General features: G+C 71.0%; 16 protein-coding genes. 8 read left to right on the forward strand and 8 right to left on the reverse strand.

All coding sequences use genetic code 11. The features are described 5' to 3' along the window. Positions 1 to 60 precede the first annotated feature (60 nt). Complete coding sequence (locus FGL15_RS16160) at positions 61 to 564, forward strand: general stress protein (RefSeq protein WP_079705546.1); 504 nt, start codon at positions 61 to 63, stop codon at positions 562 to 564. A gap of 42 nt (positions 565 to 606) precedes the next feature. On the opposite strand, the gene FGL15_RS16165 is transcribed toward FGL15_RS16160, so the two are convergent. Then, positions 607 to 2,004 (reverse strand): aminopeptidase P family protein, encoded by a 1,398-nt coding sequence (locus tag FGL15_RS16165; protein ID WP_138946724.1) that lies wholly within the window; start codon positions 2,002 to 2,004, stop codon positions 607 to 609. Positions 2,005 to 2,045: 41 nt separating this feature from the next. Further along, positions 2,046 to 3,083 (reverse strand): endonuclease/exonuclease/phosphatase family protein, encoded by a 1,038-nt coding sequence (locus FGL15_RS16170; protein ID WP_138946725.1) that lies wholly within the window; start codon positions 3,081 to 3,083, stop codon positions 2,046 to 2,048. 82 nt (positions 3,084 to 3,165) lie between these two features. On the opposite strand from FGL15_RS16170, the gene FGL15_RS16175 reads away from it, so the two are divergent. Beyond that, complete coding sequence (locus FGL15_RS16175) at positions 3,166 to 4,020, forward strand: PHP domain-containing protein (RefSeq protein ID WP_138947344.1); 855 nt, start codon at positions 3,166 to 3,168, stop codon at positions 4,018 to 4,020. A 293-nt stretch (positions 4,021 to 4,313) separates the two neighbouring features. On the opposite strand, the gene FGL15_RS16180 is transcribed toward FGL15_RS16175, so the two are convergent. After that, a complete protein-coding gene (locus FGL15_RS16180; RefSeq protein ID WP_191940796.1) occupies positions 4,314 to 5,873 on the reverse strand; it encodes a DEAD/DEAH box helicase in 1,560 nt (519 codons plus the stop codon). Between the two features lie 136 nt (positions 5,874 to 6,009). On the opposite strand from FGL15_RS16180, the gene FGL15_RS16185 reads away from it, so the two are divergent. Next, positions 6,010 to 6,729, forward strand: a complete 720-nt coding sequence (locus tag FGL15_RS16185) for a ferritin-like fold-containing protein (RefSeq protein ID WP_086473650.1) — start codon at positions 6,010 to 6,012, stop codon at positions 6,727 to 6,729. Between the two features lie 75 nt (positions 6,730 to 6,804). On the opposite strand, the gene FGL15_RS16190 is transcribed toward FGL15_RS16185, so the two are convergent. After that, complete coding sequence (locus FGL15_RS16190) at positions 6,805 to 7,104, reverse strand: hypothetical protein (RefSeq protein WP_138946727.1); 300 nt, start codon at positions 7,102 to 7,104, stop codon at positions 6,805 to 6,807. A gap of 2 nt (positions 7,105 to 7,106) precedes the next feature. Next, positions 7,107 to 7,331, reverse strand: coding sequence for a DUF3107 domain-containing protein (locus FGL15_RS16195; RefSeq protein WP_064296179.1), 225 nt, complete (start codon positions 7,329 to 7,331; stop codon positions 7,107 to 7,109). Between the two features lie 141 nt (positions 7,332 to 7,472). Between FGL15_RS16195 and FGL15_RS16200 the strand changes: the two genes are divergently transcribed. Beyond that, positions 7,473 to 10,658 (forward strand): UrvD/REP family ATP-dependent DNA helicase, encoded by a 3,186-nt coding sequence (locus FGL15_RS16200; RefSeq protein WP_138946728.1) that lies wholly within the window; start codon positions 7,473 to 7,475, stop codon positions 10,656 to 10,658. Continuing rightward, positions 10,622 to 13,930, forward strand: coding sequence for an ATP-dependent DNA helicase (locus tag FGL15_RS16205; protein WP_240773574.1), 3,309 nt, complete (start codon positions 10,622 to 10,624; stop codon positions 13,928 to 13,930). The genes FGL15_RS16200 and FGL15_RS16205 overlap by 37 nt, the downstream gene beginning before the upstream one ends. On the opposite strand, the gene FGL15_RS16210 is transcribed toward FGL15_RS16205, so the two are convergent. Then, the gene (locus FGL15_RS16210) at positions 13,840 to 15,099 is read right to left on the reverse strand and encodes a phosphotransferase (RefSeq protein ID WP_138946729.1); all 1,260 of its coding nucleotides are present in this window, start codon (positions 15,097 to 15,099) and stop codon (positions 13,840 to 13,842) included. The two genes, FGL15_RS16205 and FGL15_RS16210, sit on opposite strands and share 91 nt — an antisense overlap. A gap of 63 nt (positions 15,100 to 15,162) precedes the next feature. Here FGL15_RS16210 and nudC point away from each other — a divergent pair, with 63 nt between their 5' ends. Then, positions 15,163 to 16,101, forward strand: coding sequence for an NAD(+) diphosphatase (gene nudC / locus FGL15_RS16215; protein WP_138946730.1), 939 nt, complete (start codon positions 15,163 to 15,165; stop codon positions 16,099 to 16,101). A gap of 25 nt (positions 16,102 to 16,126) precedes the next feature. Next, positions 16,127 to 17,860 (forward strand): ATP-dependent helicase, encoded by a 1,734-nt coding sequence (locus tag FGL15_RS16220; protein WP_138946731.1) that lies wholly within the window; start codon positions 16,127 to 16,129, stop codon positions 17,858 to 17,860. Here the strand turns inward: FGL15_RS16220 and FGL15_RS16225 are convergent. Together FGL15_RS16225 and FGL15_RS16230 are read right to left on the reverse strand one after the other, a co-directional pair. Next, positions 17,748 to 18,617, reverse strand: coding sequence for a TOMM precursor leader peptide-binding protein (locus FGL15_RS16225; RefSeq protein WP_138946732.1), 870 nt, complete (start codon positions 18,615 to 18,617; stop codon positions 17,748 to 17,750). The genes FGL15_RS16220 and FGL15_RS16225 overlap by 113 nt on opposite strands. A gap of 87 nt (positions 18,618 to 18,704) precedes the next feature. Beyond that, on the reverse strand, positions 18,705 to 20,102 hold the full coding sequence (locus FGL15_RS16230; protein WP_370281815.1) for a zinc-dependent metalloprotease: 1,398 nt from the start codon (positions 20,100 to 20,102) through the stop codon (positions 18,705 to 18,707). Between the two features lie 120 nt (positions 20,103 to 20,222). On the opposite strand from FGL15_RS16230, the gene FGL15_RS16235 reads away from it, so the two are divergent. Beyond that, complete coding sequence (locus tag FGL15_RS16235; RefSeq protein ID WP_079002144.1) at positions 20,223 to 21,353, forward strand: PDZ domain-containing protein; 1,131 nt, start codon at positions 20,223 to 20,225, stop codon at positions 21,351 to 21,353. The last annotated feature ends 38 nt before the right edge of the window (positions 21,354 to 21,391 follow it).

The following is a 21,391-nucleotide window of genomic DNA, read 5'->3' on the forward strand; positions in this document are numbered from 1 at the left end:
ACCTACCCGCCGGTGGTCGGCCTGGAGTGCCCGCTCCGGGCGGGGTGAGAGGATGGAGGCATGAGTGATCCGCGACAGTTCGGCCGGAAGGGCGCCCCGGCGCTCGGCGTCATCCCGCGAGGCGAGACGGTGGCCAGCTACGAGAGCTACGAGTCCGCGCAGGCCGCGATCTCGTCGCTCGCCCACACCGATTTCCCGGTCAAGGAGATCTCGATCGTCGGCAGTGATCTCAAGAGCGTCGAACGCGTCACCGGTCGCCTCAGCTACGGCCGTGCTGCGGGAGCCGGTGCCGTCAGCGGTGCCTGGCTCGGACTGTTCCTCGGGCTCGTCCTCGTCATCTTCAACCCCGAGACGAACCTCATGCTGCTGGGTGCCGCGGTGCTCATGGGTGCCGCGTTCGGCATGCTGTTCGGCATCGTGTCGTACTCGGTGACCCGCAAGCGGCAGGAGTACACCTCGGCCACGCTCGTCGTGGCGACGCGCTACGACCTCATCGTCGGCGGTGAGCTCGCGAACCGCGCACGCAACCTCCTGGAGCGCGGCCCGGAGACCGACGCGGGCTGATCCAGCCGCATCAGGCTCCGGGCCGTGGCCCGGCGGACGGGGTCAGCGCGCGAGCCAGGCCTCGACCTCGTCCGCGGTGCGCGGGATGCCGGCCGACAGGTTCTCCGCGCCGTCCTCGGTGACGAGGATGTCGTCCTCGATCCGTACGCCGATGCCGCGGTACTCCTCGGGGACCGTGAGGTCGTCGACCTGGAAGTAGAGGCCGGGTTCGATGGTGAAGACCATGCCGGGCTCGATCACGGCGTCGGCGTACATCTCGCGGCGGGCCTGGGCGCAGTCGTGCACGTCGGTGCCGAGGTGGTGGCTCGTCCCGTGCACCATGTACCGCCGGTGCTGCTCGTTCTCCTTCAGGAGCGCTTCCTCGGCGGTGACGGGGAGCAGGCCCCACTCGGCGGTCTTGCGTGCGATGACCGCCATCGCGGCCGCGTGCACCTCGCGGAACCGGATGCCGGGGCGGACGATGGCGAAGGCCTCGTCGGCCGCCTCACGGACGGCCTCGTAGACCCGGCGCTGGACCTCGGTGAACGTGCCGGACACCGGGATCGTGCGGGTGATGTCGGCGGTGTAGTAGCTGTCGAGCTCGACGCCGGCGTCGATGAGGATGAGGTCGCCCGGGACGACCCGTCCGTCGTTGCGCGTCCAGTGGAGGATGCAGGCGTGCGGTCCGGCGGCGGCGATGGTCTCGTACCCGACGCCGTTCCCGTCGGCGCGAGCCCGCCCGGCGAAGACGCCCTCGACGATGCGCTCGCCGCGCTCGTGAGCGAGGACCTTCGGGAGTTCGGCGACGACGTCGTCGAAGCCGCGCGCGGTCGCGTCGACGGCGAGACGCATCTGCGCGATCTCGTAGGCGTCCTTCACGAGGCGCATCTCGGACACGGCGCGCGTCAGGTCGTCGTCGACGTCGACCGTGAGATCGGCGGCGTCGGCGGTGAACGCCGAGAGGTCGGCGGTCGCGACCGCGAGGTCGGCTGCCACCTGGGCGAGCGACGGACGCGCGCCGATCCAGAACTCGCCGATCGCGGCGTTCGTGTAGAACTCGTCGGTGTCGCGGCCCGCTCGCTCGCGGAAGTACAGGGTCGCGGTGTGGCCGGACTCCTCGGGATCGAGCACGAGGACGCTGTCGGGCTCGGTGTCGGCCGCCCAGCCGGTGTAGTACGAGAAGGCGGAGTGCGCCCGGTACAGGTAGTCGGTGTCGTTCGACCGCTGCTTCATCCCGCCTGCGGGGAGGACGAGACGCTGACCGGGGAACTGGGCCGAGAGGCGTTCACGACGAGCCGCTGCGAGGCCGGCGGTCTCCCGCGGCTCCGGCAGGACCTCTGGGCGGTCTGCCCACCCGGTGCCGATGAAGGCGCGGAAGCCCTCGGACCAGGCGGCCGCCCGGTTGGAGGTCGCCTCGGTCTGGACGGTGTTCGAACTGGATGTGTCTGCGGAAGTCGCCATACCTCCATTGTCGCACTGCGGTCGCGACAGGCGCCCGTCGCTCAGCTCGCCGTGCGGGGGAGCAGCGTCGCGACCACGGGCCGGTGATCGCTGCCCGTGCCGTCGACGTCGGTCAGGACGTGAGCCGACACGGTGACCCATCCCGGTGTCGCCATGACGTGGTCGATCGGCGCGCCGAGGACCGCCGGGAGCTCGGTCGGCCAGGTACCGAGCCCGGCTGCCGCGTCGGCCGAGGCGGCGTCATGGCAGGCGCCGAGGTCGCCGACGCCGCGCAACCCGGTGAGGTGGTCGAGCGTCGCGTTGAAGTCACCGGCCATGATCACGTCCGCGTCGTCGGTGCAGCGGGCGGCGAGATCGGCGAGCTCCGCGCGCCAGTCGCCGAGCCGACTCGGCAGTGGGGCCGTGGTGTGGACCGCGACGAGGGTCGGTCCGCGACCGAGGACTGGATCGGCGATGAGGGTCTCCGAGCGCTCGATGGCGGTCGGGCCGGTCGCCGTCGGTGCACGGACCGCGTACTCGCCGAGTCCGGTGCTGATGAGGAGGCTCGTCCCTCCTGCGTCGGCGTCGGTCGAATGCGCGACCATCGGCCGTCCGGCAGCGGTCATCGCGGCGGCGACGACCGCCGCGGTGTCGGACGAGGTCTCCGGCAGGGAGACGACATCGGCGCTTTCACGCACCGCGATCGCTGCGATCGTCCCGGGGTCGACGGCGTCGCCGAGGGTGTTCCAGGCGAGGACCGTGACCTGATCCGGGAGGTCGGTCGCCTCTCCGGCGACCATCTGGTCGTCGATTCCGCGGTTAGCCGTGACGACGGCGCCGGTGACCGAGACCGCGGCGAGGACGATCGCCAGCACCGAGGGGAGCACTCGCCGGGATCCCCGGACGAGGATCGCCGTCAGGATGCAGAGGAGGGCGCCGCATGCGGCGACGATCGCCACGAGGAGGCGGAACGCGCTCAGTTGGACGACGACCTGGGCCTGCTCGAGACCGAACAGTCCGGGGAGGACGGCCACGACGAGCAGGGCCGTGGTCGCGATCGCGAGCACGGCCGCGATGACGCCACCGACGGTCTTCAGCACCCGCGTCAGCGTAGGCGAGCGGTCTGGGAGTCCTCGGGGCAGGACCTGCGACTAGGGTGGATGCGTGGTGAGCGCTCGAGACATGCACGGCCCCGCCGATCTGCACACGCACTCGAGCGTCTCGGACGGCACGGAGACGCCGACGCAGCTGATGCGCGCGGCCGGTGCCGCGGGGCTCGGCACGATCGCCCTCACCGACCACGACTCCACCGCCGGCTGGGCCGAGGCGGCCGTCGAGTCGCGCCGCCAGGGCATCACCCTGCTCCCCGGAATGGAACTGAGCACCCGCTATGAGTGGCGGAGCGTGCACCTGCTCGCATACCTCATCGATCCGCTGAACGGCGACCTGCTCCAGGAGACAGCGAAGATCCGGGCGTCCCGGCTCCGACGGGCCGAAGGCATCGTGGCACGCATCGGTGGCGACTACCCGCTGTCCTGGGCGGACGTCCTCGCGCAGACCCGCGAAGGGGCGACCGTCGGACGGCCCCACATCGCCGACGCCCTCGTCGCCCTCGGGATCGTGGCCGACCGCGGCGAAGCCTTCGACGGCATCCTGCATCCGCGCACCGGGTACTATGCGCCGCACTACGCGCCCGACCCGCTCACCGCGGTCAAGCTCGTCCGCGCCGCCGGTGGCGTCCCGGTGATCGCCCATCCGGTCCCGGCCGGCCGCGACCGGATGCTGCCCGAGCCGTACTTCCGCGAACTCGCTGACGCGGGCCTGTTCGGGCTCGAGATCGAGCATCGCGAGAACACCGAGGAGGGGAAGGTCGTCGTGCGGCGGATCGCCTCCGAGCTGGGTCTCGTCGCGACCGGTTCGAGCGACTATCACGGAACCGGTAAGCCGAACCGCCTCGGCGAGAACACCACGGACATCGACGTGGTCCGACGCATCGTGGCCGAGGCCACCGGCTCGGCGCCCGTCCTGCCTGACTGATCTGCGGCGCGTCCGGAGTCCCGGTCGAACTCCCCTCGGTCACTGAGCCTGTCGACGTGCTCGCGGATCCGAGGGTGCCCCCGGTCGGAGTGCCCTTCGACAGGCTCAGGGACCGGGTTGCTCCGGTCGGCCTTCTTCCGGTCACTGAGCTTGTCGAAGTGCCCACGGGTCTCTCGCTGATCCGAGGAGGCGCAGATCGAGATGCTCACAGCGGCGCCGCAGTTCCGAGCGCAGCGCTCGCGACATGCAGAACGCCCGCATCCGGAAGGGTGCGGGCGTTCTGCGTGGCGGATCTACGCCGTGGGGGCCGGGGGTGCGGTGCGGCGCGTCCGGCTCCGGCGGCGGGGAGCGCTGTTGCCGTCGCGGTGCTCCGGACCGTGGCCGTCGTGGGTGCCTGCTGCGGGCGCGCTGCGGTCGACGGTGTCGGTCGAGGCGGCGTCGTGCGTCCGCGAGTGGGCGCGGGTGCTCGGCTGGGACTCGAGCCGGGTGCTGGTCGGCTGCGCGCGGTCGCCTCCGCGTCCGCCGCGCTCACCACCGCGACCACCGCTGGTCCGTGAACCGTCGCGTCCGCCGCCGGTCCGCGAACCGTCGCGTCCGCCTGCGCTCCGCGAACCCTCGCGCCGTGGAGCGGGCTCGACGGCCTTGGCGGGCTTCAGCCGGCCCTTCGTGCCCTCGGCGATCCCGAGGTCGGTGAACAGGTGCGGGCTCGAGGAGTAGGTCTCCGTCGGTTCCGGCTGACCGAACTCGAGGGCGCGGTTGATGAGCGCCCACTTGTGGAGGTCGTCCCAGTCGACGAACGTGACGGCGATACCCGTCTTCCCGGCGCGACCGGTACGGCCGACGCGGTGGAGGTACGTCTTCTCGTCCTCGGGGATCGTGTGGTTGATGACGTGGGTGACGTCGTCAACGTCGATGCCGCGGGCGGCGACATCGGTGGCAATCAGGACGTCGCGCTTGCCTGCCTTGAACGACGCCATCGCCCGCTCGCGCTGCTCCTGGTTCAGGTCACCGTGCACCGCCGCGGCGTTGAACCCGCGGTCGGTCAGCTCCTCGACGAGCTTCGCGGCGGCACGCTTGGTCCGCGTGAAGATCACGGTCTTGCCGCGACCCTCGGCCTGCAGGATACGCGAGATCACCTCGTCCTTGTCGAGCGAGTGCGCGCGGTAGATGAGGTGCTTGATGTTGGCCTGCGTGAGCCCCTCGTCGGGGTCGCTCGCCCGGATGTGGATCGGCTTGCTCATGAATCGGCGGGCCAGGGCCACGATGGGACCGGGCATGGTCGCTGAGAAGAGCATCGTGTGACGCGCGGCGGGAGTCTTGGAGAAGAGCTTCTCGATGTCGGCGAGGAAGCCGAGGTCGAGCATCTTGTCGGCCTCGTCGAGCACCATCTCTGTGATGCCCGAGAGGTCGAGGAGGCGCTGGTTGTTGAGGTCGATGAGTCGGCCGGGCGTGCCGACGACGATCTGGGCGCCGGCCTTCAGCTGCTCGATCTGCCCCTCGTAGGCCTTGCCGCCGTAGATGGAGACGAGCGTCGTGGAGCGGTTCGAGATGAGGATCTCGATGTCCTCGGACACCTGGACGGCGAGCTCACGGGTCGGGACGACGACGAGGGTCTTGACGCCGGGAGCCGGGTCGAGGCCGAGGCGCTGGACGATCGGGATGCCGAACCCGAAGGTCTTGCCCGTGCCCGTCTTGGCCTGGCCGATGATGTCCTGGCCGGCGAGCCCGAGGGGGATCGTCTGCTCCTGGATGGGGAATGGTTCGATGATGCCCTTGGTCGTGAGGGCGTCGACGATGTCCTGGTCGACACCGAGATCAGAGAAAGTCACGGAGATACCTGTCAGTGCAGTCATGGTCTACACCTTCGATTGCACACAGGTGTAGGGCCCCGATCCGACGCCGGGGCACGGCCATTCTACCCGGGAGGTCCCGAGAGGCCGCTGGGCGCGCGGAACACGGCGATCGGCGCGCTGCGGATAGGGTGGTCGCATGGCTCGTTGGTTTGCACGACGTCGGCGTCCCGGCACCCAGACGCCTCGACTGCGCTCGCGGGAGGACGCCGTCCAGGCGACCCGCGTCGACCTCCACGAGCTCGCGCCCAGCACTGCGGACTACCTCGGTCAGGTGGCGCAGCTGCAGCTCGGGTTCTTCATGACGCTGTCGTTCGCGGTCGAGCACGCTCCGAACGACGCCGACCGGGAGACAGTGGCCGAGGCCGCTGCCACGGCGCTGCGCAAGCACCAGGCGCTACTCGCCTGGCTCCGCCGGACGAGCGACGACCCGGGCGCCGTGCTCGAACCCTATGCACGCACGCGGGACGAGTTCCAGGCGATCCTACGCACCGGCACCTGGGACGAACTCCTGCTGGGCGTCCTCGTGGCGCGGGGCTTCCTCGACGAGTTCTTCGCGCAGCTCGCCCGCGGTCTGGACGGAGCGGACGCCCGCGACCTCGCCGCGATCGTCGCCCCCGGTCCGGAGGAGGACCCGCTCGTCGGGATCCTGCACCGGGTGATCGCATCGCACCCTGAGCGCGCTTCGACGCTCGCGATGTGGGGCCGCCGGTTGCTCGGAGACACCATGCTCGTCGCCAGGTCGGCCCTCGTGACCGAGAGCAAGGCGCTGCCGGACGACGCCCGGGTCGAACCGGTCTACACGGAGCTCATCGCGAACCACACCAGACGGATGGACGCGCTCGGGCTCACGGCCTGACCGGTCGTCCACGCAGACACGACGACGCCGCCGCTCCGGGTGGAGCGACGGCGTCGATCGATCGAGCGCCTCGGGTCAGGCGGCGACGCCCTGCTGCAATCGGGTCAGCATCGCCTCGTCCGACGAGGTGCGGACGCGGACGAGCACGAGGTCGACCACCACACTCACCACGACGGATGCGCCGAAGGAGAGCACCCAGATCCAGCCGCCGTCCCACGCCATGCCGGCCCACGTCGCCGCGACCCAGACGACGGCGGCGACGAGCGTCGCGACCGCCGGGATGAGCGCGGCACCGTGCTGGTCGCGGCCGGGCAGGAGGTAGCGGACGACGAGACCGAGGATGGCACCGCCGAGCACGACGAAGAGGAGTTCCATGGTCAGCCGACGAATCCGATGCGGCGGGACTCCTCGGTTCCGAGCTCGACGTAGCCGATGCCCGCGGTCGGGATGAGGTAGCTGGTGCCCTTGTCGTCCTTGAGTGCGAGCAGCTTGGCGTCCGTCTCGAGCGCGGTCTTGACCGCCTGCTCGATCTCCGACGCCGGCTGCGAGGTCTCGAAGCCGATCTCGCGAGGGCTGTTGAGGATTCCGATGCGAATTTCCACCTTGAGTGCCTTTCGGTTGCGTAGGGCAAGACTACGGGAGTCGTGGTCCTCCGACCGGCGCGGGTCGGCTGCTGTCAGCGAACAGCGGAACGCCGGTCGGCCGTCGCGGCGATGTCGGGAGGCTCCGGTAACGTGCGGACCATGACGGTTCCCGGCGCCTCCGACGATTCGACGGGTGCGGTCCGTGACTCGGACCGCGCGCCCGTCGGCGACCCGGCTGTCGGCACGGGCGTCCGGCTCGACGACTCGCAGGAGGCCGTGCTGCGGCTCGCGGACGACCGGTCCGCCGTCGTGCTCGGGGCTCCCGGCACGGGCAAGACCACGACGCTCATCGAAGCGGTCGCGGAACGCGTGCACTCGCGCGGTCTGCGCACCGACGAGGTGCTCGTCATCGCCTCCTCCCGGTCGTCGGCGCAGGTCCTCCGCGACCGCCTCGAGGCACGGGTCGCGCGCGCCACACCCGGATCCCTGGCGCGCACCGCCATCTCCCTCGCGCTCGAGGTCATCGCGGGCTCCGGGGCGTTCGCCGGTTCAGGACGACCGCGGTTGCTGACGGGCGGCGAGCAGGACCAGACCATCGCCGAGCGACTCCTCGGCGACGAACAGGACGCGACCGGTCCGCTGTGGCCCGCCGAGCTCGGTCCCGATGTCAGGCGCCTGCAGGGGTTCCGAACCGAGCTCCGGAACCTCATGGAACGCAGCGTCGAACACGACGTCGCGCCTGCCGAGCTGCGCCGGCTCGGTACGGAGCACGGGCGTCCCGAGTGGGTCGCGTCCGCGGGCTTCATCGAGGGGTTCCTCGCCGACGACTGGCGCGGACACCTCACGCCCGCGGCGGCCCTCGCCCGCGCCGTCCGGCTCCTCGACGAACAGGAACCGGGAACGGGCGTGCTCGGCAGCCTGCGGGTGGTCTTCGTGGACGACGCCCAGGAGGCGACCCACGGCGTCCTGCAGCTGTTCGCCGCGCTCGCCCGACACGGGGTCACGATCGTCGCCTTCGGCGACCCCGACCTCACGACGGGTGCCTTCCACGGTGCCCGTGCCGACGCCCTCGGGCGGTTCGCCGAGGTGCTCGGCCGCCCGGTGGACACGCTCGTCCTCGGGCAGGTCCACCGCGGGACACCGGACATCCGGGCGACCGTCCGCGGTGTCGCGGAGCGCATCGGCACGGCCGGCGCCGGACTCCATCGCACGGCCGCGCCACCGGTCGATGACGCGGAGACGCCCGAACACTCCGTCGTCACCGTGGCGGCCGGTTCCCCGGCCGAGCAGATCGCGGTCGTCGCACGCTTCCTCCGCGAGCGCCACGTCCTCGACGGGGTCGCGTGGGCCGACATGGCGGTGGTCGTCCGCAGCGGCGGGCTGATCCCGGCGATCGAACGGGGCTTGTCCTCCCTCGAGGTGCCCACCCGGGCGAGCACCGGCGGAGCACCGCTGCGCGACCACCCGTTCGTCAGGTCGGTCCTCCTCGCCATGTCGGTGGCGCTCGGGCGGACGCCGCTCGACGCCGAGGTCGTGACCGAACTCCTCCACAGCTCGCTCGGCGGACTGGACTCGATCGGGGTCAGGCGACTCCGGGCCGCGCTCCGCCACGCCGATCTCGCTGAGGGCCTCGACCGCAGCGCGGACCGCCTGCTGGAGGAGGCGTTCGCCGTCCCCGGTGCACTCATCGGACTCGAGACGCCCTCCGCCGCCCGCGCCCGTTCACTCGCCGACAGCCTTGCCGAGGCGAGCGCGCAGGCCGCGGCGGGCGCGTCCGCCGAGGAGCTCGTCTACGGCCTCTGGTCGCGGAGCAGACTCGAGCGCTCCTGGGTCTCGCTGTCGAAGGGCAGCGGTCAGGCCGCCGAGGAGGCGAACCGCGACCTCGACGCGATCACCCAGCTGGCCGATGCGGCACGCACCTTCGTCGAGGCGGAGCCCGACACCCCGGCCTCCGTCTTCCTCGACCGCCTGCTCGAACAGACGGTCGGCGACGACTCCCTCGCGCCGACGGGCCTCCGGGAGGCGGTCACGATCGCGACGCCCGCCGCCCTGGTCGGGACCGCGTTCGACACGGTCGTCGTCGCCGGCATGCAGGACGGCGTGTGGCCCAACCTGCGGGTCCGCGACTCACTGCTCGGCGCCTCGGAGCTCGTGGAGCTGCTGGAGGGCACGGCCACCGCGACGGCGGACGCACGACGCGCGGTCCTCCATGACGAGCTCCGACTCTTCGCCCAGGCGACCTCTCGTGCGCACCGGTCGCTCATGGTGGTCGCGGTCGTCGACGACGACCACCAGGCGAGCCCGTTCCTCACCCTGCTCCCGGAACCCGATCCGCACCGGGCGTCCCTGTCGCCCCTGTCGCTCCGGGGTCTCGTCGGCACCCTGCGTCGCTCGCTCACGCGGCGGATCCGCCCCGCGGACCCGGCCGAGCGTGCCGCGTCCGCCTCGGCCCTGGCCATCCTCGCGGCAGCGGGAGTCCCTGGCGCTCCGACCGAGGAGTGGTACGGCGTGGCCGCACCGAGCTCGACGGCACCGCTGCACGACCCCGCTGTCGAGGAGCTGCCGGTCTCCCCGTCCCGCATGGAGGCCTTCGAGGAGTGCCCGCTGCACTGGGCGATCGCCCGACTGGGCGGCGGTGCCTCCGGGTTCGCTTCCGGTCTCGGCACGATCGTGCATGCCGCGCTCGAACACGCGGAGTCCTCCGACGAGGCCGCGCTCTGGGCGGCGGTGGAGGACCGCTGGGACGAACTCCACTTCGAAGCGGACTGGGAGGGCGCGGCGACGAAACGGCGTGCGGCGGAACTCGTCCATCGGCTGTCCGCGTACCTCCACGACGCGGAGCGCGCAGGAGTCACCTCGATCGGCAACGAGAGCAGGTTCAGCCTCCGCATCCCCATCGGTGAATTGGGCGGCGCGGCCGTGCTCGGCGGCTCGATCGACCGCGTCGAACTCGTGCCCGACGCCGACGGGACGCGACGCGTCGTGATCGCCGACCTCAAGACCGGCGGCTCGGCGCCCAGACAGGACCGGGAGGTCGCCGACATGGCGCAGCTCGGTGCCTACCAGCTCGCGCTGGCGTCCGGTGCGATCGTCGGTACGGAGGGGCTGCTGAGCGGTGGCGCGAAGCTCATCGTCGTGTCGGCCGGCACGAAGCGCAAGGAGTACTACGACCCGGCCCAGCCCGCCTTCGACGACGAAGCCCTCGAGCGCTTCCGCGAGCGTGTTCTGGCGGACGCGGTCGGCATGGCGGGCGCGGTGTTCGAGGCCCGTGTCGGGACCCACTGTCATGACCCGTTCGCGTTCGGCGAGTGCGCCATCCACGTCGTCCCGGCGGTGAGCTCGTGAGCACGGAGGAGACCTACTCGGCCGAGATGCTCGCCGGCCTGCTCGGCCTCCCACAACCGACGACGCAGCAGGTCGAGGTCATCGAGGCCCCCATGGCGCCCGTGCTCGTCGTCGCCGGTGCCGGGAGCGGGAAGACCGAGACCATGGCGTCACGCGTCGTGTGGCTGCTCGCCAACCGGCACGTGAGCGTCGACGGGATCCTGGGGCTCACCTTCACCAGGAAGGCCGCGGGTGAGCTGGCGGCACGGATCGGCAAGCGGATCGCCGCCCTGCAGGACATCGGGATCCTGGATCCCGCGGCCGACGCGCTCTTCGACCGTCCCGAGGTGTCCACCTACAACGCCTATGCGAACGCCCTGTTCCGCGACAACGCCCTCCTGGTGGGCCGTGAGCCCGAGTCGGTCCTGCTGTCCGAGGCGTCCGCCTGGCGACTCGCGAGGCGCGTCGTGGTCCGGCACGGAGACGAACGGCTCGCCACCCTCGGCAAGTCCGTCGACCAGGTGGCCGAGCTCGTCCTCTCACTGAGTCACGAGCTCGCCGAGATCGACGGCACCACCGAGGAGCTGCTCGGCTTCGTGGAACGGTTCGTCGGCATCGGCGAGCTCCCCGACGGCGGTCGCGGGGCGTACGCGCAGATCGACCAGGCCGTCGAGGTCGTGGGTGCCCTGCCGGTCCTACTCGACCTCGCGCACCGGTACGCCGACGAGAAGCGCCGGCAGGGACTCGTGGAGTTCTCCGACCAGGTCGCCCTCGCGCTCGCCGCCTGCGAACGTTCGCCGAAGGTCGCCGCCGTCGCACGCGATCGCGCGGGCGTCGTCCTGCTCGACGAGTACCAGGACACCTCGGTCGTGCAGACCAGACTGCTGTCGACCCTGTTCGCCGACCACCCCGTCATGGCGGTCGGCGATCCGCACCAGTCCATCTACGGCTGGCGCGGCGCGAGCGCGGCGAACCTCGCACGGTTCTCCCGCGACTTCGGTCGGGAGGTCGCCGCCACCCAGTTCAACCTGTCCACGAGTTGGCGGAACGACCGCACGGTCCTCGAAGCCGCGAACGTCCTCGTCCGCCCGTTGCAGCAGCAGGCGCAGACGGCGGGGAAGCTGCGTGTCCTCGACCTCGAGCCGAAGCCCGGCGCCGGGGCGGGCTCCCTCGCCGTCGAGTTCTCCGAGACCGGTGCCGAGGAGATCCGGGTGGTCGCCGAGTGGTGCGCGGACCGGTTGCTCGCCGAACGCGGGGGAGACCCGGCCGGCTCGGCCGCGATCCTGTTCCGGGCGCGTCGACCGATGCAGGAGTTCGCCGACGGCCTCGCCGCGCTCGGCGTCCCCCACCACATCCTCGGCCTCGGCGGTCTGCTCTCCTCGCCGGAGATCGTCGACGTGACGGCGGCACTGCGGGTCATCCACGATCCCGGTGCCGGGTCCTCGCTCATCAGGCTCTTGAGCGGGCCTCGCTGGCGGATCGGCGTCCACGACCTCGGACACCTCGTGGAGGTGGCCCGGTACCTGCAGGCCATCGACTGGAAGACGAAGCGGTACGACGCCGAACTGGCCGCCCGGCTCCGCGAGTCGGTCGCCGACGACGACGGGCGGTCGATCATCGACGCGCTCGACTTCATCGCCGCCGACCGCGTGCCGGCCGGCCTCGCCGCCGGGTTCACCGACGAGGCGCGTTCGCGTCTTCGGGAGGCCGGACTGGTGTTCGCCTCGCTGCGGCGTCGTGCGGGCAGCGGCCTCCCCGATCTCGTCAGAGCGGTCGAGCGCGAGTTGCGACTCGACATCGAGGTCGTCGCGAACGAGTCGACCGGCTCCGCGGCGCGCGCCCCGGCCAGACTGCAGGCCTTCCACGACGAGGTCATCTCGTTCATCCAGGCGGAGGAGCAGGTGACGCTCGGCAGCCTGCTGGCGTGGATCGATCGCTCGCTCGCCCGCGACGACCTCGGACCGGCGAGCGACGCACCCGACCAGGGTGCGGTCCAACTGCTCACCATCCACGGTTCGAAGGGCCTCGAGTGGGACCATGTCGCGATCCCGCGGCTCGTGGTCGACGAACTGCCCGCCAAACCGAAGGACGGCAAAGGCTGGGTGCGTCTCGGGACGCTGCCGTACGACTTCCGAGGCGACGCAGCTGAGCTGCCGGAGTTCGCCTGGCGGACGGCTGAGACGCGGAAGGAAGTCGTCGACGCTCAGCTCGCCTTCTCTGAGGCGCTCGGAGAACGTGCGCTCGACGAGGAACGCCGGCTCGCGTATGTGGCGGTGACCCGCGCCAAGCACGACCTCCTGCTCACCGGCTCGTTCTGGTCGGGCGATCGCAAGCGGCCCCGTGCTGCGAGCACCTACCTCCTGGAGCTGGCCTCGGCGGGCGTCATCGCACCGCTCCCCGCCGCATCCGCCTTCGAGGAGAACCCGGTCGACTCCGGTGCCGCGGTCCTCGACTGGCCACTCGATCCGCTCGGAGCGCGTCGGAGCGTCGTCGAACGGGCGGCGGCCGAGGTCGACCAGCGGCGCGGGCGGCCCGAGACCGAGCTGCTGGCGACCCTCGGCCCTCTCGAGAACGAGCTCACACTGCTCCTCGAGGAACGACGCCGTGTCGCGACGACGACCGCGCGCGGTGAGCTCCCCGTGCGTATCCCCGCGTCCAAGTTCAAGGAGTTCGTCACGGAACCGGAGGCCGCACTCGAACGTCTGCGCCGCCCCGTCCCGCAGCGGCCCTACCGGCAGACCCGTCTCGGGACCCGGTTCCATTCGTGGGTCGAGGCGCACTACGGACGCTTCGGATTGCAGGAGCTGGTCGACGCGCTCCCCGAGGAGCTCGACGTCGAACGCCCGGGCCCGGACGCGTCGGAGGGGATCGGGTTCGACGAGCTCACCGAACGGTTCCTCGCCTCGGAATGGGCGGACGTCCGACCGATCGAGGTCGAGACCGAGATCCACGTGCCGCTCGGCGACACCGGACGGGTGGTGGTCTGCAAGCTCGACGCGGTGTTCGAGCGCGGGGACCGGTTCGAGATCGTCGACTGGAAGACCGGCGCCGTACCCACGACGCCGGAGGACGTGCGGAACGCCTCGTTCCAGCTCGCGCTCTACCGTCTGGCGTACGCGCACCACCGGGAGGTCGACCCCGAGCGCATCGACGCCGTGCTCTACTACGTCAGCCACGACGTGCAGCTCCGGCCGGAACGCCTCTACTCGGAGGAGGAGCTCCTGTCGGAGTGGGAGCGGTCCTTCGGGGAGGCCGCCGAGTCCCAGAGCTCGAACGACGAGGTGTCGATCTGATCCGTGGCGTTCGCGTCCGCGTCGGTTCCGGCGTGGTCGCGATCGTCGTCGGCCTCACCGTCGTCGGTGTCGTCATCGCCCGAGCCGCCGGTATCGCGGCCGAGGGCGCGCTCGAGCTCTGACCGGTCATAGGTGTCGGTCTGCATGGCGATGCCGGGGGAGGACGAGCCGATCGGTGTGCGGTCGAGCATGTCCTCGACCTCGTCGACGTCGAGGACGGGTCCGGTCGAGGTGCCGAGGGGATCCGTCACGTCGCCGAGCACGCGGTCGACGAGTCCGTCGAGCATTGCGACGGCGTCCTCGACGATGGTCTCGTCGTGGCTGTCGCGGCCGTGCAGGAGCCAGCGGGCGATCTCGAGTTCCGCGTAGAGGCGGGCGCGGAGCGTGACGAAGCGGTCGGGTCCACGGGAGCACGAGGCCGCGTAGGCGGACAAGGCCTGCTCGCCGGTCGCACCGAGCGTCGCGATCCAATGGAGGTCGAGGGCCGGGTCGCCGACCCGCAGCGAGCCCCACTCGATGACGCCGTTGACGAGGCCGTGGCCGTCCTGACGGATGACGAGCACCCGGTCGGCGGCGAGGGATCCGTGGATGACGGTGGGCTGGAACTGCCAGAGCGAGTGGTCCTCGACGGCCGCCTGCCAGCGCTCCCGGACGGCGGTCGGGAGGAGCCTCGTCTCGGCGGCGCGGGACACGATGCGGTGCGCGTCCGCCCGGATGAGCTCGGTGGACAGCAGCGGGAGGCCCGCTTCCGCGATGAAGGCCGTCGGGAGGGAGTGGATCGCGGCGACCGCAGCACCGAGCGAGTCCGAGAGGACCTCGTCGCGGCCGAGCGCGGTCGGGTCGAGGTGACTGCCGGCCACGAAGTCGAGCACCACGGCGCGAGTGCCGTCGACAGGCAGTTGGCCCACGACGGTCGGGGCGTCGAAGGGCAACCTGCTGCGGATACCGGGCGTGAGTGCGCGAAGGGCGATGAGGTCCGCGGACTGCTCCGTCTCGGCCTGCTGTGAGGTCGGGATGCGCACGATGAGCTCGCGCCCGTCGGCCGTCACGAGACGGGCCGCGTCGTAGTTCCCCTCGCCGCCGGCGGTGTGCGCGCCGGAGCCGCGGACCTGGAGGTCGGCGACGGCCGAGGTGGCCAACGCGGCTAGAGTGAGATGGGATCTGGCCATGACATCCAGGGTACGGGGCCGTCCCGGTGAGCCGCGCTCGCCACGCCCTCAGAGAGGTTGTCCATGACGATTCAGGTTCGCGCACTCGCCGGTCTACCGCTCGCGAGAGGCGGACTCGACCGTCACGGCGAGCTCCGTTCACGACCGGACGTGCTCGACGGACTGCGGGTCGATCCGAACGCCCGAGCCGTCGTCCTCCGCGGTCGGCGCGCACTCGTGACCGGCGATGCGCTCGACCTCCTGGATCCCTCGGACCTGCCCGAGCCGGAGCTCATGGTCTACCTCGGAAGCACCGTCGAGGACAGCCCGGGGACACCACCGGGCACCGACATCCTGCTGTGGGTCCTCGCCGACGCCGACGCCGACGCGATCACCGAGGATGAGGACCGATGGTTCGACCTCCGCCGAAGCGGACACCGGCTGTCCGACCGCGACGTCGGGATCCTGGCGACGTCGCTGGCGATCGCCGGCTGGCATCGCGCCGAGCCGTTCTGTGCGCACTGCGGCTCGCCGACCACGGTCCGCAACGCCGGCTGGGCACGGCACTGCCCGGTCGACGGCAACGAACTCTTCCCGCGCATGGATCCCGCGGTCATCGTCGCGGTCGTCGATCCTCAGGGACGGATTCTGCTCGGATCGAACGCGATGTGGGAGCACAACCGGTACTCACTGCTGGCCGGCTACGTCGATGCCGGCGAGTCCCTCGAGCAGGCCGTCGCCCGCGAGATCTTCGAGGAGTCGGGGATGCGTCTCGGTACGCCCGTCTACCTCGGTTCGCAGCCGTGGCCGTTCCCGCGCTCGCTCATGCTCGGCTTCGTCGCCCCGCTCGCGGAGGATCAGGATCCGGAGGCGCTCGTCCCGGACGGCCAGGAGATCCTCGACCTCCGGTGGTTCACGCGGGAGGAACTCGAGGACCCGGCCACCGACGTCATCCTCCCCGGACCGTCGTCGATCGCACGAGCCGTGATCGACGAGTGGCTTCGCGGATCCTGGTCTCGATGAGGCGCGGTACCACCGAGGGTCGCCGATGAGTAGCCCGGCCGAACTGCTGGCCGGACTCGACCCCGACCAGGCCGTCGCAGCGGAGGCGCTCCGCGGACCCGTGTGCATGCTCGCCGGCGCAGGCACCGGCAAGACCCGCGCGATCACCCATCGCATCGCCTACGGGGTCGCGACCGGGACCTACACGGCGTCGCGCGTCATGGCGCTCACCTTCACCAGCCGCGCCGCTGCTGAACTGCGTGGTCGGCTCCGGGCGCTCGGAGCTGAGGGCGTCTCGGCCAGGACCTTCCACGCCTCCGCGCTCTCGCAGCTGAACTTCTTCTGGCCCCAGGTCGTCGGCGGACAGGTGCCCGCGCTCGTCGAGAGCAAGGGCCGGGTGCTCGGGCACGCAGCCGAACGGCTCCGGTTGCGGGTCGACACGGCGACTCTCCGCGATGTGGCGGGTGAGATCGAATGGCGCAAGGTGTCCGGCCTGACCCTCGAGCAGTACGCGGCGTCGAACCGGCCGCTGCCGGCCAAGCTGTCCCTCGAGCAGGTCGTCTCGCTCCAGGAGACCTATGAGCAGTTGAAGGACGAGCGTCGGCGCATCGACTTCGAGGACGTCCTCCTGGCCTGCGCCGGCATGATCGAGACCGAGCCCGCCGTCGCCATGCAGGTGCACGAGCAGTACCGCTTCTTCGTCGTGGACGAGTACCAGGACGTCTCGCCGCTGCAGCACCGACTCCTCGAACTCTGGCTGGGCGGACGACGGGACGTGTGCGTCGTCGGAGACGCGAGCCAGACCATCTACTCCTTCGCCGGTGCCCGCTCCGACTACCTGCTCGACTTCCCGACCAGGTACCACGACGCCACGGTCGTCCGGCTCGAGCGCAACTACCGCTCCGCCCCGCCGGTCGTGGCTGCGGCGAACACGCTCATGCGGGGGCGCCCGGGGGCATTGCACCTCTCAGCGGCCACCGCACGCGACGACGAGGGCACCCAGACCGCACGGCCCGAGACGCCGGCGGTCGGCTTGCGGCAGTACCCGAACGAGCTGTCCGAGGCGAGAGGCGTGGCCTCGGAGATCCTCGTGCAGCTGCAGGCGGGCGTCCCTGCCTCGGAGATCGCCGTGCTCTACCGGATCAACGTCCAGGCGGCGGCGTTGGAGACTGCCCTCGGCGAAGCCGGCATCCCCTACGTCATGCACGGCTCCAAGCGCTTCTTCGAGCTGCCCGAGGTGCGGCAGGCCCTGCTCCAGCTCCGCGCGGCCTCCGTCTCGATCAGCGGTGAGCCCCTGTTCAAGTCCGTGAGCGACGTGCTCCGGTCGCTCGGGTGGAGCCAGGACCCGCCCGACGGCGGCGGTGCGGTGCGCGACCGCTGGGAGTCGCTCAACGCGATCATGGGGCTCGTCGACCAGGCGCCGGAGGGGACCTCGTTCCGCGCCTTCACGGATGAGCTGCAACTACGGCAGGCCGCGCAGCACGAGCCGACGGTCGAGGCGGTCACACTGGCGACACTGCACTCGGCGAAGGGCCTCGAGTGGGAGGCCGTGCACCTCATCGGGCTCTCCGAGGGCTATCTGCCGATCTCCTACGCGAAGCAGTTCGAGCAGGCGGACGAGGAACGGAGGCTCCTCTACGTCGGCATCACGCGCGCCAAGCGGCGGCTCAACCTGTCCTGGTCCGAGATGCAGCAACGTGGTGGTCGACGCGAGCCGTCGCGATTCCTGGCAGAGCTCGGCATGCGCACCTCGAGTGCTCCCGGACGACGCGGCGCCTGACCCCGCCGGTCGCGGCGTCGACCACCAGCTGGGTGCTCGCGAGGATCGGCTGGGACGCGTCGAGGTGTCGGAGCACCAGGCGGGTCACGCGGGTCGCGATCTCCGCACCGAGGAGCTGGGTGTCGAGTGGCGAGCGGCGCCCGAGGAGCTGGGAGGCGACGGCCGGCCAGGCCGGATCGTCGTCGGTGCGGTGCAGCTCGACGCAGTGCAGGCACGGCCCTGAACCGGGTGTCACGAACGGCCCGATCCTCACGACACGATCGCTGAAGACGACCGGCAGGTGCGGAACGTCGTCTCGCAGCCAGCGCCTGTACCGACTCGGCGGGATGACGAAGTCGGCGAAGAGGACGGCGACGTCGACGTGGTCGGGCTGCGCTCCGGGCTCGGTCGACCCGGAGTCCGGCGGCAGGAGTTCGACCGGCTCCTGCTCGGAGAGGAGACGTCGGAGGAGTTCGGCTGCCGGGCTCGCGCCATCCACGACGACCCGGTGCGTCACGGTGGGTCCGGAAGTGGGGCCGTCGTGCTCGATCACCGGGTCGAGCGTCGAGAGGACGCGATCGAACTCCTGGGCTGGAATGTCGAAGGCGTCCGGCAGTCGTCGTTCGACCAGAGCCGGGAAGCCGGCACGCAGTGCCGCGACGACCTGCTCGGTCTCGGTCCGCACGCTGTCGAGTAGGACCGCTTCATCGACTCCCACCTGCAGGCTGTGCGGGGTTCGCCAGAGCAGCGGTCTCCTGGGATCGAGGCGCGTCGTCATCCATCGATGATGACGGGTCGACGACCGGTCGCGTCGGCACTCTCCACAGCTCGCCCGGAAGGACGAGCTGTGGAGCGTCGCCGTGGATCAGACCGGGGGGCCGCCGGCACCGTTCGGGCCGGAGGGCTCCGAACCGGGCTCGTCGTCGTGCTGGTCGCCGCCTTCTTCGCCACGGAGGAGGTCTTCGAGCGCGAGATCCATCTCGTCCTGCTCGGGACGCTCGCCCCTGGCCTCTGCTTCGAGGCGCGCGATGAGCGACTCCGGGGCGTCGATGTCGGCTGCGGTGGGCACGAGGTCGGGGTGCGACCACAGGGCGTCGCGCTGCGCGGTACCGACGGCGTCGGTGACCTGCTGCCACATCTGCGCAGCCTCGCGCAGGCGGCGGGGTCGCAGCTCGAGTCCCACGAGCGCGCCCAAGGCCTGTTCGGCCGGCCCACCGGCGGCGCGGCGTCGGCGGACGGTCTCCGCGATGGCCGCGGAGCGGGGGAGGCGCTCGGTGGCCGCCGCGGTGACCACGTCGACCCAGCCCTCGATGAGGGCGAGCGTCGTCTCGAGTCGAGCGAGGCTCGCGTCCTGTGCCTCCGTGCGGGCGGGGATGAGCGCGCCGCTCGTCATGGCCTCCCGGAGTTCCTCGGGGTTCGACGGGTCGAAGCTCTCGGCGAGCTCCTCGAGTCGCTCGGTGTCGATCCGGATGCCGCGCGCGAAGTCGGTGATCGAGGAGATGAGGTGCAGGCGGAGCCAGCGGGCGTGGCGGAAGAGTCGTGCGTGCGCGAGTTCACGGACCGCGAGGTAGATCTGGACCTGATCCGCCGGGATGTCGAGACCCTCGCCGAAGTCGGCGACGTTCTGGGGCACCAGGGCGGCCTCGTTGTCGTCGAGCAGCGGGATGCCGATGTCGCCGCCGGAGACGACCTCTTTGGAGAGCTGACCGACGACCTGTCCGAGCTGCATCGCGAAGAGCGTGCCGCCGATGCCGCGGACGAGCTGTCCGGCGTTCGCGATCATGCTCGACAGCTCCTCGGGTGCGCGTTCCGTGAGCACGCCGGTCAGGGCGTTCGCGATGTTCGTGGCCACCGGCTCGGCGAGCTGCGTCCAGAACGGCATCGTCTTCGTGGCCCAGCGCGTCCTCGTGTACAGGGCCGGTTCGCTCGACAGCTCGGCCACGTCGGTGACGTCGGCGAGCCACAGGGAGGCGATGTGGAACGCCTGCTCGAATGCCGCACGCTGCTCGGGCGTCGTGTCCTGGGAGCCGTCTCCGGCGATGGTCTTCGCCTGCTGGAGCGAGGTGTCCCAGTTGATGCCGTCGCCACTGGAGCGGAGTGCGCCCTGGAGCTGCGACATGAGCGCAGCGAGACTGGCCGGATCGCTGGGGAGGCCGGCGGCGCCGGCGAGCTGGCTCGGGTCGAACGAACCGTTGCCGGAGAGGAGCTCGCGGAGCATGTCGCGGAACTCGTCCTCCGGACTCTTGTCGGAATCCTCTGGCACGTCAGCCGCCTCTCAGATAGCTCGGTGCTGGGCCTTCTACGCTAGTCGCACCTCGCTGAAGAATCGCCGGGGTATGGTTGGTCGGGTTTCCGCCCACCGCGAACACTCCGGAAGGCTTGCATGTCGCTCTTCGCCGATGAGGCTCCCACCGCTTCGGCGCCGACCGGTCAGGGGCGCAATCGTCGCGCTCGGTTCGGTTGGATCGTGCTCAGCCTCTCGCTCGTCCTCCTCGGCGTGCTGTCGGCGGTTCCCGCGCCGTACGTCATCGAACAGCCGGGTCCCGTGTTCAACGTGCTGGGTACGACCGAGGGTGACGACGGCGACGTCCCGCTCATCGAGGTCCACGACGAGCAGACCTACGACACGGGCGGCACGCTCGACATGTTGACGGTCCAGCTGGTCGGGAACCCGCAACGGAGCCCGGGCTGGCTCGACATCGTCTCGGCCTGGTTCGACCCGAGCCGCGCCGTCGTGCCGATGGACCTCTACTTCCCGCCCGGCGTCACGACCGAGCAGCGCGACGAGCAGAACGCGACCCTCATGGTCGATTCGCAGCAGGACTCGGTCGCGGCGGCATTGCGTGAGCTCGGGTACGAGGTCCCCGAGCACATCGTGGTGGCACAGATCGCGGAGGGTGCCCCCGCGCAGGGTGTGCTGCAGCTCGATGACGAGATCGTCGCGGTCGACGGTACGCCGGTGACCGGCCTGGCGGCCCTGCGGGACGCGATCAACGCCAACGGCACGGACAAGCCGGTCACGATCGACATCGTGCGCGGGGGAGCGGCGAGCACCGTCGAGATCACGCCGACGACCGCGACCGCGTCGGACGGGACGACCTCGACCGTGATCGGCATCGGTACCAAGACCACCTACGACCTCCCCGTCGACATCACCATCCAGCTCGACAACGTCGGCGGCCCGAGCGCCGGGATGATGTTCGCGCTCGGCATGATCGACCTGCTCACCCCCGGTGAGCTGAACGGCGGGAAGGACGTCGCCGGCACCGGGACGATCGACGCCGATGGCAACGTCGGCGCCATCGGCGGCATCCGGCAGAAGCTGTTCGGCGCGAAGGACGCCGGGGCCGAGTGGTTCCTGGCGCCGGAGAGCAACTGCGACGAGGTCGCCGGACACGTCCCGGACGGCTTGACGGTCTTCGCCGTGAAGACCCTCGACGATTCGCTCGCAGCGCTCAAGGCCATCGCGGACGGAGCCGACACGAGCAAGCTGCCCACCTGCTCGGCCGGTTGACCGCTTCGGGCGCTCTCCCAGCCCGGCCGCTTTAGGAT

The sequence above is a fragment of the Plantibacter sp. M259 genome (assembly GCF_006065115.1).
In the GTDB taxonomy this organism is placed as follows: domain Bacteria; phylum Actinomycetota; class Actinomycetes; order Actinomycetales; family Microbacteriaceae; genus Plantibacter; species Plantibacter auratus.

What these genes read in the sequence shown, in the direction of transcription:
- FGL15_RS16175 (WP_138947344.1), top strand. Translation starts at nt 3,166, where the DNA reads ATGCACGGCCCCGCCGATCTGCACACGCACTCGAGCGTCTCGGACGGC.
- FGL15_RS16165 (WP_138946724.1), bottom strand. Translation starts at nt 2,004, where the DNA reads ATGGCGACTTCCGCAGACACATCCAGTTCGAACACCGTCCAGACCGAG.
- FGL15_RS16160 (WP_079705546.1), top strand. Translation starts at nt 61, where the DNA reads ATGAGTGATCCGCGACAGTTCGGCCGGAAGGGCGCCCCGGCGCTCGGC.
- FGL15_RS16180 (WP_191940796.1), bottom strand. Translation starts at nt 5,873, where the DNA reads ATGACTGCACTGACAGGTATCTCCGTGACTTTCTCTGATCTCGGTGTC.
- FGL15_RS16210 (WP_138946729.1), bottom strand. Translation starts at nt 15,099, where the DNA reads ATGGCCAGATCCCATCTCACTCTAGCCGCGTTGGCCACCTCGGCCGTC.
- FGL15_RS16200 (WP_138946728.1), top strand. Translation starts at nt 7,473, where the DNA reads ATGACGGTTCCCGGCGCCTCCGACGATTCGACGGGTGCGGTCCGTGAC.
- FGL15_RS16220 (WP_138946731.1), top strand. Translation starts at nt 16,127, where the DNA reads ATGAGTAGCCCGGCCGAACTGCTGGCCGGACTCGACCCCGACCAGGCC.
- FGL15_RS16190 (WP_138946727.1), bottom strand. Translation starts at nt 7,104, where the DNA reads ATGGAACTCCTCTTCGTCGTGCTCGGCGGTGCCATCCTCGGTCTCGTC.
- FGL15_RS16225 (WP_138946732.1), bottom strand. Translation starts at nt 18,617, where the DNA reads ATGACGACGCGCCTCGATCCCAGGAGACCGCTGCTCTGGCGAACCCCG.
- FGL15_RS16185 (WP_086473650.1), top strand. Translation starts at nt 6,010, where the DNA reads ATGGCTCGTTGGTTTGCACGACGTCGGCGTCCCGGCACCCAGACGCCT.
- nudC (WP_138946730.1), top strand. Translation starts at nt 15,163, where the DNA reads ATGACGATTCAGGTTCGCGCACTCGCCGGTCTACCGCTCGCGAGAGGC.
- FGL15_RS16235 (WP_079002144.1), top strand. Translation starts at nt 20,223, where the DNA reads ATGTCGCTCTTCGCCGATGAGGCTCCCACCGCTTCGGCGCCGACCGGT.